This window comes from Achromobacter sp. CF-sbj1-Ac2-l (assembly GCF_052698165.1).
The window spans coordinates 3,786,554-3,800,393 of the sequence record NZ_CP199855.1 but is presented as its reverse complement, the minus strand read 5'-3'; the positions used below and the strand labels follow the sequence as shown (position 1 = coordinate 3,800,393).

The window sequence follows — 13,840 nt, the reverse complement described above, 5'->3', positions numbered from 1 at the left end:
GTGGCGCCGAGCGTCATTTGGTCTTGCTTCGAGGCGGCAGCGAAACTTTCCGCCAGTTTTGTGCCGAAAATGCTGAGGAGTATTGCGTCAATGATTCATTCTCGTTGACGCGTTTTCCCCTGGCAGTTTTGCGGCTCGGCCTCGGTCATTCTGACCGTAGCGGCCGCGGAGTTCAAAACCATCATGACCCTTGCTTCCTCGCGCGCCGCTTTCCGCCTGCAGCCCCGGCCAACCCGCAGCCACGCCAAGTCCAGGCGTTTCATTCCCCGCAAAACCACCACCGCCCTCTACGTCGCTCTGGCGCTCTCGGGGCAGGCGGCCGGCGTGCATGCGGCAGAAGTGGCAGGGGAGACGCCCACGAAAACGGCTGGCACGCAGAGCATCCTGCTGACCAAGGACAACACGCCGTTCTTGGCGGCGCAGCCCGCCGGGCTGGATGGCCACAACGGCAGTGCCAAGGAGCAGCCCTATGCGTCCGCGACCGATGGCGAAACGGCGTATGTCTTCACCACGCAAGACGGTTCGCTGCGCGACAACAACGTGGTGCGGGTAAACAGCGCCCTGGTCGGTGGCGCGGCGGGGACCCCGGCCGTCAAGGTTGGCGAAAATGGCGCCCGCGGCGCGGACGCCATTCATGGCAGCAATCTTCGGATTGTCATCGGCGGTGGTTCAGTCAAGGGGGGCGCAGGCGCCCATGGCATGAATGGCCGCGGCGCTGTCGAAGGCGGAGATCCGCCGGTAAAGGGCGGCAATGGCGGCGATGGCGGTGCGGCCATTGTGGGCAGCGACCTGGACATTGTGTTCACCGATTCCACGCCCGCAGGATCAATCAGCGCTGGAACGCCCGGTTTTGGGCGGCAGGGCATTGGCACGGCAGGAGGCGAGGCCCAGGAAAGCGGGGTCCACGGCCGCTATGGGGAGGCTCTCCACTTCACCGGCGGCAACAACCTGCTCACGCTCGAGCGAGGATCCACCATCAACGGCAGCGTGGTGCTGGATGCGCCTGTCGGCTCGTCCAGCAGTTCGCTGCATATCTTGAATAATGCGGCAGAGTGGATTGATTTGAACGGAACGCACCAAACAGGTTTCGCCGACATCAAGCAAGGGCCACAGCGCAGTAAGCTGGCGGCCACCTTGTTTCCCGCCGATGATTCGGCTGCCGTGATAAATCGCATGCGCATGCCGCAACTCGCCATTGGCGAAGGCGCTACGCTGATGGTGTCGGGAACGGGCTTGACGCGGATCGGCGACCTGGTCTTCAAGGATGGCAGCACCTTCTCCGTCATTGCCCGCAGCGCGCTCAAAGGCGACGGCACGAAATCCAGCAATCCGGAAAGTCTGCGGCTCATCCTCAATAACAGCAAGGCCACCATCAGTAGAACCGGCACGACGTTCAACCTGGCCGGCATCACCGACGGCAGCGCGACCGATCAGTTGCTGTTTGTTACCCAGAATCAAGTCGAATCGGAAGTCTTCGTCGAGGGCGATTTCGCCAAGACCGCCGTCGGCGGCATTGTCGTCACCGACACCTCGCCGGTCGATTACCTGACGTTCGCATCCGGCATTGCAATGGGCGGGGAGCGGACCCAAGAGGAGGTCGACAAGCAGGATACATTCGGCGGGATGCTCCCGCTCCTGCCTGTGATACCGGCCCACCCCATCGGCTACCAGGCCACCTACAAGCTCAGTTGGCTCGAAGACCCCGCCAAGGCACACGGTACCTTCACGATTGCCGAAGGCGGCGACTTTACCCTGGGCGCGGCGCTGAGCGACATCAAGGACCTTCCGGCGTCCAACAAGTGGGATGGCAAGAGCCTGACCAAAGCCGGCCCGGGCGTGTTGCAGTTGACGGCGGCGAACCTTTACACCGGCGCCACCACGATCTACGGGGGCGTGCTGAAGACCGGGATCGCGGACGCGTTTGCAAAAAGCAGCGAGCTGACGATTGGCCCAAGTGCCACGTTGAACCTTGGCGGATTCTCCCAGGCCGGGAGCGAAGACAGGGCCATCATCAACAACGGCGTCATCCTGTTCAACAGCATGAATGCCGGCAAGACGGGCACAAATTCGGCGAGCCTGACCGGTAACCTGCTCAATGCCGGCACGCTCGATCTCGACAACGGCGACGATACCGTTGGCAAGACGTTGCGGATCATTGGCAATTGGACTGGCAGTACCGACAGCCTCATCAAATTGGCCGCCGCTCTTGGCAACGGCGACGACAGCGTTGCCGACAAAGTCGAAATCACCGGCGCCGCCACCGGCTCCACCAAAGTCCAGGTGCGCAATATCAATGGCGCGGGGACGACAGGCACGACAAACGGCATCACCCTGATCACCGCTGGCGAAGATAGCGCAAGCGGCGCCTTCACCCTGAGCTCCGGAACCATCACCGCCAACGGCCTGGTCTATTCGCTCCTGAACAAGGCCGATTCGGCCAATCAGAAAGTCTGGTATCTGAGCAGCGCCAAGGATAATGATGGCGATGTGCCGGCCCCTCCTGCTCCCGAGCAGCAGACCCCCCCTTCTGCAGGTGAGCACCAGGACACTGACAACGTCATCCGTCCCACGATCGAGGCCGGCACCACGCTGCCCTTCGATTTCTCAAGGGCGCTGACCGCCGAAGAGAAGGCGCAATATGTCGTCAACGCAGACGGGGACATGATCTTCGCCGAGGGCGTCACGCTGGACATGACGATGCCCGGCATCACCGAGGCAGAGAAAAGCGGCGTCGGGATCGCAAGCGTCACCGGGGCCATCAAGGGCGATTTGCCCAACGTCATCCTCAACGGCGCGGCGCAACCCGATTATTTGACAGCCAACGTGTCCAGATCTCCGGACGGCAAGACCCTGCAAGCCGGCTACAAACTCAGTTGGAACGAAACGGCCGATAAGGCGCACGGCACCTTCACCGTTGGCGGCGGCAGCTTCGAGCTCGGCGCGGCGCTGGCCGACACGGGGGCGAACACCAACGGCGCCACGCCGTGGGACGGCAAGACGCTGACCAAGAACGGCCCGGGCACGCTGGTGCTGGCAGCCAGCAACCGCTACACCGGCGACACCATCATCAACCATGGCGAACTCAAAGCCGGCGCCGAAAATGCTTTCTCCACCAGCGCCAATCTGACGATTGCCGCGGATGCCAAGCTCAACATGGGCGGCTTTGCCCAATCCGTGGGCGGCAACACGCACGGCGCCATCACCAATCGCGGCATCATCGCGTTCAATGACAGAGGCGAGGGCAGCAAAGGCGCCAGCCCGATGAGCCTGGCCGGCAACGTCAGCAATGCCGGCAGGCTCGAGCTCGACACCGGCGACAGCACCGTTGGCAAAACCTTCCAGGTCCAAGGCGACTGGTTCGGCGATGTCGGCAGTTTGATTTCTTTGACCGCGGCACTGGCGGGCGATGACAGCAATACCGACAAAGTCGACATCACTGGCGCCGCCACCGGCACCACCAGAGTCAAGATCCGTAATGTCGGCGGCGCGGGGGGCGAAACCACTGCCGATGGCGGCATTACCCTCATCACCACGGGTAGCAGCGTGGCCAACGCTTTCGTGCTGGACAGCCCGGTCACCGCGGGCGGCTACGTCTATAAGCTCAGGCAAGGCAAAAAAGACGCCACCGGCAAGGTCAACGAGGGCATTTGGGTGTTGAGCAGCTTGGCGGACACGTTCATTTCGACGATTCCGTCAACGAAACCGCTCGTCATCACGACAGGGCAGGCGCCCGGCGTCGACAACCTGAAGGACTACATCAATGAAGATGGAAACCTGAATATCGCCGCCGGCGATCCCATCAAGTTGACCGACGCCCATCCGCCCGCCACCAGCGAAGCGTTGGACACGCCTCGGGTGATCCTGACCTTGCCAAATACCGGGCCCGCTGGCAACGATACCAACGGCATCCATCTCAACGGCACGCCCAGCGTCACCGTCTTCGATACGAGCGCGACCGAGATCGATTACCTGACGCCTCGCCTCCAGGTCGCGACGGGCGACGCCAAGAAGCTGGAACTCAGCTACAAGCTCCGTTGGAATGAGGACGACAAGAATAAATCGAGCGGCAACTTCACCATTGCCGAAAACGGCGCGTTCAAACTGGCGACGGCGCTGGCCGATGTGTCGGGGGTCGATGCGGCCACCAATGATTTCAAGTGGGACGGCAAGACCCTGACCAAAAAGGGCGCGGGCACGCTGGAACTGGCGGCCGCCAGCACCTACACCGGCGCCACCACCGTCGAGGCGGGTACGCTCAAGACCGCGATCGTCAACGCGATCGCCAATACCAGCAATGTGACGATCCGTCCTGGCGCCACGCTCAATTTGGGGGCGACGAACCAGAACTTCGCCGGGATCGAGAACCAGGGGACCCTGGTATTCAACGACGTTCAAGCCAACGGGACGCCGGTATCCACGCCGGTCACCCTCAAACTCGGCGCCGCCGGCACGAGGGGCAAGTTCCTCAACAGCGGCACGCTCAATCTCAAGAACTGCGACTCTTGCGCCGTGCAGACCTTTACCATCGACGGCGATTGGGAAGGCAGGGAGGGCAGCGCGGTGATTCTGGGCGCGGTGCTGGGGGGCGACGGCAGTCCCGCCGACCAGCTCATCATTCAAGGCGTGGCCAGCGGCAAGACCGCGGTGACCGTTGAAAATGAAGGCGGCGCGGGCGGCCAGACCGTGGAAGGCATCACCCTCATCACCGTGGCCGGGGGCGCGAGCGGCACCGATACCTTCGTGCTTGCCAACGACGTCACCGCGGGCGGGTATGTCTATTCGCTCAAAAGCAAGGAAAACGGCGACAAGAAAGCCAACGGTATCTGGTATCTGACCAGCGCCAAGCGACCGTCGGCGGGCTCCGACGACATCAGGAATCACAACGTCAGCCCCTTGTTCGGCGCCTATGCCAGCAACCTGCTTGCGGCGAACACGCTGTTCAACACCAGCTTGAGCGATCGCGAAAGCGGCGAATCCGTCGACCCCGTCACCGGCGCGCGCGGCCGCGTCTGGGCCAGGGTCGCAGGGGGAACCACGCACGGCATGATGTTCGACGGTGCAAACCGCTTCAGTGCCGACCGCAGCCTGCTGCAATTGGGGGGCTCGATCATCGCTGGCAGTATCAACGGCCAGGATGCGTGGCGCGTCGGCCTCATGGCGGGCCATGGTCAGCAACGCAGCAAGACCCGCAACGCCGCCACCGGCAACGCCCGGGGTCAGGTGGACGGCTATAGCGCTGGCGTGTATGGCACCTGGTATCAGGACGGCCAAAGCCACCGCGGCGGCTACGTCGATGGCTGGCTGCTCTACAACTACTTCGACAATAGTGCTGAAGGCAGCGGCCTCAAGGAAAAATACAAGGCCGACGGCATGACCGCCTCGATCGAAGCCGGTTATGCCATCGACGTGGCATCCTTCAGCAATGGTGGCGGCCGCGAGCACCGCCTGAGCGTGCGGCCGCAAGCGCAGATCATGTACGGCGGCGTCAAGGCCAGGACTTTCGTGCAGCAGGACGCGGGCCCGACCACGGTCAAGGGGGAGGGCGATGGCAATATCCAGACGCGCCTCGGCGCGCGCCTGGCCATGGTCAGCAGCTCGGCCACCGCTGGCGCCAGCCTTGCCGGCCAGGTCGAAACCGCGCTTGAATTGAACTGGTTGCACAACACCAACAAGTACGGGGTCACGATGGGCGCCAATCGCAACTGGATGCTTGGTGCGGAAAACGTCGGCGAAGCCAGGATCGGCGTCTCGGGCAACCTCAGCGACAACCTTGCGCTGTCAGCCAACGTCACCCATCAACAGGGCGACCACGGCTACCGGGACACCCAGGGCGGCCTGAGCCTGAAGTACCGGTTCTGAGCCGGGAAGGGTGCGCCCAGCCAGCCTGGTCGCACCCTCATGGCTGCAAAGGGGGCACAGCCAGTCCGCGCGGCGGGCGCCGGGCGGGCAACATCACCCGGCGTGTTCGATCACCAACTGCACCGACACCATTCCGTTCCACACGTTCTGCTCCAGCCGGTAGGCCGCCTGGATGTGCTCGGGCAAGGACTGGTCGTGGCCGAACCAGATGGCATCGAAGCGCTGGTGACCGCGTTCGAGCGACAGTTTCAGGTGCTTCTCGCCGACCAGGCGCTGGTTGCGCACCACGAATTCGTCCAGGAACAGCGGCGCGGCAAAACCCGCGCCCCAGACCTGTTGTTGCAGCAGGCCGGCGACCTCGGCGTTGGCGTAACCGGATTCGAGCGAACCGTCGGTCTCGATGACCGGCTCGAAGCTGTCGCGTCCGGTCAGTTCGCGCACGGCGGCATCGAAGGCGGGGGCGAAGGCCGGGAAGTCCTGGCGGCCCAGCGTCAGGCCGGCCGCCATGGCGTGGCCGCCGAACTTGCGGATCAGGTTGGGGTGGCGCTTGGACACCAGGTCCAGCACGTCGCGCAGGTGCACGTCGGGAATCGAACGGCCCGAGCCGCGGATCTCGTCGTCGCCGGCCGGCGCGAAGGCCAGGGTGGGCCGCCAGAATTTCTCTTTCAGGCGCGAGGCCACCAGGCCGACCACGCCCTGGTGCCAGCCCGGGTCGAACACGCAGACCGTGGCGCCGGGCGCGGCGTCGGGCGCTTCCATGGCCGCCATGGCCTGTTCGCGCATCTCGGCCTCGATGGTGCGGCGCTCGCGGTTGATGTTGTCCAGCTCGCGAGCCATCTCCAGCGCCTGGGCCTCGTCGTCGGTGGTCAGGCAGGCGATGCCCAGGCTCATGTCGGCCAGACGGCCGGCGGCGTTGATGCGCGGGCCCAGCGCGAAGCCCAGGTCGAAGCCATTGGCGGCGCGCGGCTCGCGCCCGGCCACGGCGAACAGGGCGCGCAGGCCGGGCTGCAGGCGGCCGCTGCGCATGCGCTGCAGTCCCTGGGTCACCAGCAGGCGGTTGTTGGCATCGAGCTTGACCACGTCGGCCACCGTGCCCAGCGCCACCAGGTCGGACAGCGCGTCCAGGCGCGGCCCGCCATCGGGGGCGTAGACGCCGCGGCGGCGCAGCTCGGCGCGCAGCGCCAGCATCATGTAGAAGATGACGCCGACGCCGGCCAGGTTCTTGGACGGGAAGCCGCAGCCCGGCTGGTTCGGGTTGACGATGGCCAGGGCGTCCGGCAGCGTGTCGCCGGGCAGGTGGTGGTCGGTGATGACCACGCCGATGCCGGCGGCGTTGGCCGCGGCCACGCCGTCGACGCTGGCGATGCCGTTGTCCACGGTGATGATGATGTCGGGCTTGCCGGTGCGATGGCGGCAGGCCAGCTCGACCACGGCGGGCGACAGGCCGTAGCCGGTCTCGAAGCGGTTCGGCACCAGGAAGTCGACATCGGCGCCCATGGCCGACAGGGCGCGCAGGCCGACGGCGCAGGCGGTGGCGCCGTCGCAGTCGTAGTCGGCCACGATCAGCAGCTTCTTGCCGGCCTGGATGGCGTCGGCCAGCACGCCGGCGGCGTGCGCCGAGTGCGTCAGGCCGGCCGGCGGCAGCAGCGCGGGCCAGGCCAGCTTGGTCTGGTCGGGATGGGTGACGCCGCGCGCGGCCCACAGGCGCGCCAGCAGCGGGTGGATGCCCGAGGCTTCCAGGGCGTGGCAGGCGGCGAGGTCGGCGCAGCGGACGGTTAAGCGGGGTGAGACCACCAGGCGCTCCAGTTTTTCTTGGGCGCGGGCAGCAAGCCGAGCAGGCCCCCGCGCGGTTTCAGGGTGAGGGTGGCGCTGCGATCGTCGCCCAGCAACAGCAGTTCTGCGGGCTGGTCCGGCAGGCCCTTGGGGCCGGCCAGCGCTTGCAGGCGCTGCTCGAGCGCGGCCAGGGCGTCGAGCCAGGCGGCCCAGTCGCCGGCGCGTTGCGCGGCATCCAGTTCAGTCATGACCTGTTCCGGGCCGGCCGGGCGCATGGCCCATGGCGTGCCGCCGCCATACAGCCACAGGGCGTTGACGGGCGGCAGGCCGCGCGCGGCGCGCGATTCGTTGGCGGGATGCTCGTGCCAGGACATCTGGATCTCGTTGAGCAGCCGGCGCCAGGGCCGGGATTCGGCATCCTGGCGCCACCAGTCGTTCAGGCGCTGGCCCGCCACCGCCAGCGGGCTGGCGGTCTGGGGCCGCAGGCCGTCCGGCAGGCGCAGGCGCCAGCGGGCGGCCGTCAACGGTTCGACGGCAAAGCCGGTGTCTTCGAACAGCGGACGGGCGGTCTCCAGCAGCGCGGCGGTCTCGGCGTCGCGCAGGTCCATCTGGGTCGGGTCGAGCAGGGTGGCCTGGTCGGTGCCCAGGGCCAGGTGGACCAGTTCGGCCAGCCAGATGGGGCCGTCGCCGGCCTGGCCGTCGGCCAGCAGCGGGCCCAGTCCGGCGCCCGGCAGCAGGCCGGGTTCCGTGGCGTAGCCGGCGCGGCGCAGTTGCCAGGCTTCGAACGCGGTACAGCCCTGGGTACGGATGTCGTGGGCCTGGACTCGGGCGCTGCCGGCCTGCAGCCAGTGGTGCAGGGTGGGGGCGCGCTCGGGCAGCAGCTTGGCCAGTTCTGCGGCGACGGGAAGGGCGGGCAAGGCGCCCGGGATGACGATCAGCATGGCCAGGATTGTAGTCGCTGGCCGGACCCGGACCCAGGCCGGGAACTAAGCCCGGCCCCGACTGCCATAGCTTGTCACGGCTTGTCTTCCATTCCCGCATTCCGGGGACGGTTTTGCGGCCGGTTAATGCCATAATGCGCTCGTGCTGAAAATACCCTACGAACTCTGGATCGGCGCCCGCTATGCCGGGTTGGCCCGCATCCGCCAGCGACGCGGCCGCCGCGATCGCTTCATCTCTTTCATCGCCGCCAGTTCCATGGCAGGCATCGCGCTGGGCGTCGCCGCCCTGATCGTGGTGCTGTCGGTCATGAACGGCTTTCAGAAAGAGGTCCGTGACCGCATGCTGTCGGTGCTGCCGCACATCGAGCTCTACATCCCGGGCGCCGCGCCCGAGCGGGTGCTGGAGCAGTGGCAGCAGTTCGCCGACGCCGCCAAGCGCAACCCCGAGGTCAAGGCCGGCGCGCCATTCGTGGCGGCGCAGGGCATGCTGGTGCGCGGCCAGGCGCTGCGCGGGGTGCAGGTGCGCGGCATCGACCCGGCCACCGAAGGCAACGTCTCGGACCTGCCGCGGCAGATGGTGGCGGGCAAGCTGGCCGACCTGAAGCCGGGCGGCTTCGGCGTGGTGCTGGGCAACGAGCTGGCCGACGGCATGGGCGTGAAGGTGGGCGACACCTTGCTGATGCTGGCGCCGCAGGGCTCGATCAGCCCGGCCGGCTTCGCGCCGCGCATGCGCCAGTTCACCGTGGTCGGCGTGTTCTCGTCGGGCCACTACGAATACGATTCCTCGCTGGCCTTCGTCGACAACGACGACGCGGCCAAGGTCTTCCGCGATAGCGGCACCGCCGGCGTGCGCCTGCGCATCGCCGACATGCAGAAGGCGCCCGAGGTGGCGGCCGAGCTGCGCAACGTGCTGCCGCCGTACGTCATGGCGAGCGACTGGTCGCGCAACAACCGCACCTGGTTCGCCGCCGTGCAGACCGAAAAGCGCATGATGTTCCTGATCCTGGCGCTGATCGTGGCGGTGGCCGCGTTCAACCTGCTGTCGTCGCTGGTGATGGCGGTCAAGGACAAGCAATCGGACATCGCCATCCTGCGCACGCTGGGCGCGGGGCCGGGCGAAGTGGCGCGCATCTTCCTGGTGCAGGGCGCGCTGATTGGCGTCATCGGCACGCTGCTGGGCGTGGCGGGAGGCATCGTGATCGCCTACAACGTCGACGTGATCGTGCCGTTCATCGAACGCCTGCTGGGCGTGCATTTCCTGCCGCGCGAGATCTATTTCATCAGCGCCTTGCCGTCCGACCCGCAGGTGGGCGACATCGTGACCATCGGCGTGACCTCCCTGGTGCTGTCGCTGCTGGCGACCTTGTATCCCAGTTGGCGCGCCTCGCGCCTGCAACCCGCACAGGTGCTGCGCCATGACTGATACCGTGACTCCCGCGCTGCAGGCGGACAACCTCGTCAAGATCTATGACGAGGGGCCGGCCCGCATCGAGGTGTTGAGCAACGTGAGCCTGAGCGTAGCGCGCGGCGAAATGGTCGCCATCGTCGGCGCGTCCGGCTCCGGCAAGAGCACGCTGCTGCACATCCTGGGCCTGCTGGACGTGCCCACCAGCGGCTCCGTCTCGGTCGACGGCCATTTGGCCGTCGGGTTGTCCGAAGCGAAGAAGAGCCAGGTGCGCAACCGCAGCCTGGGCTTCGTCTACCAGTTCCACCACCTGCTGCCGGAATTTTCGGCGCTGGACAACGTGGCCATGCCGCTGATCGTGCGCCGCGAGAACCGCGACAAGGCCCGCGAGGCGGCGCGCGAGGTCCTGGGCCTGGTCGGCCTGGCGGCGCGCGAAGGGCACTTTCCGGGGCAACTGTCGGGCGGCGAACGCCAGCGCGTGGCGCTGGCGCGCGCGCTGGTGACGCGGCCGGTGTGCGTGCTGGCCGATGAGCCCACCGGCAACCTGGACCGCCATACCGCGCACAACATGTTCGAACTGCTGACGCGGGTCAATCGCGAGTCGGGCACGGCATTTGCGATCGTGACCCACGACCCCGAGCTGGCGGCGCGCGCCGACCGTCAGTTGCTGATGGAAAACGGCCGGCTGGTCTCGGGCTGACGCCCGCGGCCGGTCCGTGGGCCGGGCGGCGCGATGATTGTGCAGGAAACCCGGGCAAGGAGGCCGCGCCCATGCTGATCGACACCCATTGCCACCTGGACGCCGCCGAGTTCGATACCGATCGTAGCGAGGTCATCGGACACGCGCTTGAAGCCGGCGTCCAGGCCATCGTCATTCCCGCCATCGAACGGGCCAATTTTGCCGTCGTGCGGGAGCTTGCCGGGCAGGTGGCCGGCGGCGCCTACGCGCTGGGCATCCATCCTCTTTATGTGCAGCGCGCCGACGATGCCGATCTGGACGCCCTGCGCGACGCCATCCGGCAGTCGCTGGGCGATCCCCGTTTCGTCGCCATCGGCGAGATCGGACTGGATTTCTTCGTGCCGGAAATCGCCTCGGGCGAGCCGCGCGCGCGGCAGGAGCGTTTCTACGCCGCCCAACTGGCCATGGCGGCGGAATTCAAGCTGCCGGTGCTACTGCACGTGCGCAAATCGCAAGACATCCTGCTGAAGTACCTGCGGCGCCACGAGCGTATCGGCGGCATCGCGCATGCCTTCAATGGCAGCGCGCAGCAGGCCCAGGCCTTCGTCGAACAGGGCTTCGCGCTGGGGCTCGGCGGGGCCATGACCTACGAACGGGCATTGCAGATCCGCCGCCACGCCACCGACGTCGACCTGCGCCATCTGGTGCTGGAGACCGACGCGCCGGATATCCCCCCGGCCTGGCTGCATCCGCCGCGGCGGCGCAACCGGCCCGGCGAGCTGGCCCGCATCGCCCAGGTGCTGGCCGGACTGCGCGGTATCACGCCGGCGCAGGTGGCGCAGGCGACCACGGCCAATGCGCTGCGGGTGTTGCCGCGGCTGTCGGCCGCGATCCTGGCCGACGACTGATCCCTGACTATTGGTGCCCGGCGACTGATTCCTGACGACTGGCGACGCGGCCGCGTGGGTCAGGCGGCCATGCGCGGCAGCTCGATGCGCACGCTCAGCCCGTGCGGGGCGGCGTTGCGCGCCGAGATGCGGCCCTTGTGGGCCGTCACGGCGGCGCGCGCGATGCTCAAACCCAGGCCGGCGCCGCCGGGGGGGCGCGTCCGCGGCGGGGGCGCCCTGGTAGAACGGTTCGAACAGATAAGCCAGTTCCTTTTCCGGCACGCCTGGGCCGTCGTCCTCGATTTCCAGGCATGCTTCGCCGGCGTCGGCCAGCAGGCGCACCTGGATCGCGCCGCCCGCCGGCGCGAAACGCAGGGCGTTGCGCAGGACGTTTTCGATGGCGCTGGCCAGGCTGTCGCGGTCGGCCGCGATGCGCAGCGGCGGCGGACGGTGCCAGCCGATGGCGATCTGGCGTTCGCCGGCCTCGAAGCGCGCATCCTGCACCACGTCGTCGACCACGTCCGCCAGGTCCAGCGTATCGGTGGGCAGGGGCAGGGCGCCCATGCGCGCCAGCCGCAGCGTGCTGCCCACCAGCGTGTCCAGGCGCTCGCATTCGCGTTCCATGCGATCCAGTTGCAGGTCCTGGCGCTCGTCCTTGCGGCGCGCCAGTTCCACGCCCAGGCGCAGGCGCGCCAGCGGCGAGCGCAGTTCGTGGGCGATGTTGCGCAGCAGTTGCTCGCGCGTATCGACCAGCGCCTGCAGGCGGCCGGCCATGGCGTCGAAGTCGCGCGCCAGCAGGCCCAGTTCGTCCTGGCGCCGCGACAGCGCGCCGGGGGTGCGGGTATCGAGCCGGCCGGCGGCCAGGGCGCGCGCGGCGCCGCGCATTTGGTCCAGCGGCGCGGCCACGTGGCGCGTCAGCGCCCAGCAGAAAGGGGCGGTGATGGCCAGCGCGAACAGCAGCAGGCCCAGCGCCACCGGCGTCAGTCCCAGCACTTCCCAGTGCGAGGAGTCGAACGGCAGGAACAGCATCAGCAGTTCACGGTTGTCCGGCAATGTCAGCAATTGCGGATCCCACCACGACACGCGCAGCGCGGCCGGATCGGCTGGGACTTCGATGGAGGCGGCGATCAGGCCTGGATCGGGCGCGGCGCGGAAGGCCGCCAGCCAGTCGTCCAGGCGGGTCGGCAACCGGCGGCCGAGGATGTCGCGATCGTGCGTGTCGACGATATAAATCTTGAGCGCCGAATAGCGCGCGTCCATGGCCTCGACCCAGCGCCGCAGGCCGTCGGCGCCTTCGCCGCGCGCGATCTGGGCCGCGTCGCGCGTCAGGTTGCCGGGGTTCAGGCCGTCGAGCGAATCGACGCGGTACCAGGCCACCACGGCGGTCAGCATCATGCCGCAGACCGTGATGACGGCCATCGCGCCCCAGAAGGTCAGGAAGGCGCGCCAGAACAGGGAGCGGACGGGCAGCCCGCGCATCAGGCCGCGCCGGCCAGCACGTAGCCCAGACCGCGCAGGTTGCGGATGGCGGGGGCGTCGCCGGCCTGGTCCAGTTGCAGTTTCCGGCGCAGGCTGCTGATGTGGGTGTCGATGCTGCGGTCGTAGCGATCGGCGGCGCGGCCCAGCGCGTACAGGCTGATCTGTTCGCGTGGCACCACTTGGCCCGGGGTGCGCATCAGGACTTCGAGGACGCGTTGCTCGGCGCCGGTCAGCAGCACTTCCTGCTCGCCCAGGCGGGCGCGGCCGCTGGCGGCGTCCAGCGATAGCGCGCCGACGTTCAGCTCGGGCGGGGAGGGGTCGGGCTTTTCCTCGAAGCGGCGCAGCACGGCGCCGATGCGGGCCTTGAGTTCGCGCGGACCGAAGGGTTTGGCCAGGTAGTCGTCGGCGCCCAGTTCGAGTCCCAGCACCCTGTCGGTTTCACCGCCGTGGGCGGTGAACATGATGACGGGGCGGCGCGAGTGGCGGCGCAGATGGCGCAGCAGATCGAGGCCGCTGCCGTCCGGCAGCATCAGGTCGAGCAGCACCAGATCGAAGCAATCTTGCATTGCAAGTGGCAGACCTTGGGCGCTGTTGTGCGCCAGGGTCAGTTCGATGTGGCCGGGCTCTAGGTACTCGCGCAGCATCAATGCCAGGTCGACGTCGTCGTCGATCAACAGGATGCGGCGCGTTGCCATGGGGGAGGGTATGGGCATGCGCTTGGGTTCTGTTGCCACGGCAGCATAGCGGGTCGCCGGCGGCAGAAGTGTCAAGAAGTGCGAAGAAAGTAAAAGTTGCGGAAAGCGTGTTGCAGCTCACG

7 protein-coding genes and 1 pseudogene are annotated in these 13,840 nt (G+C 67.3%); 4 read left to right on the top strand and 4 right to left on the bottom strand.

What is annotated here, in order from left to right; genetic code table 11:
• Nucleotides 1-183 precede the first annotated feature (183 nt).
• A complete protein-coding gene (locus ACUDCK_RS17170; RefSeq protein WP_175166756.1) occupies nucleotides 184-5,859 on the top strand; it encodes an autotransporter outer membrane beta-barrel domain-containing protein in 5,676 nt (1,891 codons plus the stop codon).
• Between the two features lie 93 nt (nucleotides 5,860-5,952).
• Here ACUDCK_RS17170 and recJ read toward each other — a convergent pair whose 3' ends face one another.
• Complete coding sequence (gene recJ / locus ACUDCK_RS17165) at nucleotides 5,953-7,653, bottom strand: single-stranded-DNA-specific exonuclease RecJ (protein ID WP_175166757.1); 1,701 nt, start codon at nucleotides 7,651-7,653, stop codon at nucleotides 5,953-5,955.
• Nucleotides 7,635-8,573 carry a hypothetical protein gene (locus tag ACUDCK_RS17160; protein WP_054502167.1) on the bottom strand — a complete coding sequence of 313 codons (939 nt, stop codon included), beginning with the start codon at nucleotides 8,571-8,573 and terminating at the stop codon, nucleotides 7,635-7,637. The genes recJ and ACUDCK_RS17160 overlap by 19 nt, the downstream gene beginning before the upstream one ends.
• A gap of 190 nt (nucleotides 8,574-8,763) precedes the next feature.
• On the opposite strand from ACUDCK_RS17160, the gene ACUDCK_RS17155 reads away from it, so the two are divergent.
• From ACUDCK_RS17155 to ACUDCK_RS17145, 3 genes are all read left to right on the top strand, one after another.
• The gene (locus tag ACUDCK_RS17155; RefSeq protein WP_231132972.1) at nucleotides 8,764-9,996 is read left to right on the top strand and encodes a lipoprotein-releasing ABC transporter permease subunit; all 1,233 of its coding nucleotides are present in this window, start codon (nucleotides 8,764-8,766) and stop codon (nucleotides 9,994-9,996) included.
• Complete coding sequence (locus ACUDCK_RS17150) at nucleotides 9,989-10,678, top strand: ABC transporter ATP-binding protein (RefSeq protein WP_054502169.1); 690 nt, start codon at nucleotides 9,989-9,991, stop codon at nucleotides 10,676-10,678. The genes ACUDCK_RS17155 and ACUDCK_RS17150 overlap by 8 nt, the downstream gene beginning before the upstream one ends.
• Before the next feature lie 71 nt (nucleotides 10,679-10,749).
• Nucleotides 10,750-11,565: a TatD family hydrolase gene (locus ACUDCK_RS17145; protein WP_175166758.1), complete on the top strand. Its 816-nt coding sequence runs from the start codon at nucleotides 10,750-10,752 to the stop codon at nucleotides 11,563-11,565.
• A 276-nt stretch (nucleotides 11,566-11,841) separates the two neighbouring features.
• On the opposite strand, the pseudogene ACUDCK_RS17140 reads toward ACUDCK_RS17145, so the two are convergent.
• A pseudogene (locus tag ACUDCK_RS17140) lies at nucleotides 11,842-12,429 on the bottom strand (sensor histidine kinase); the annotation flags it as partial.
• A 593-nt stretch (nucleotides 12,430-13,022) separates the two neighbouring features.
• Nucleotides 13,023-13,718, bottom strand: a complete 696-nt coding sequence (locus ACUDCK_RS17135; protein ID WP_082401902.1) for a response regulator transcription factor — start codon at nucleotides 13,716-13,718, stop codon at nucleotides 13,023-13,025.
• Nucleotides 13,719-13,840: the final 122 nt, after the last annotated feature.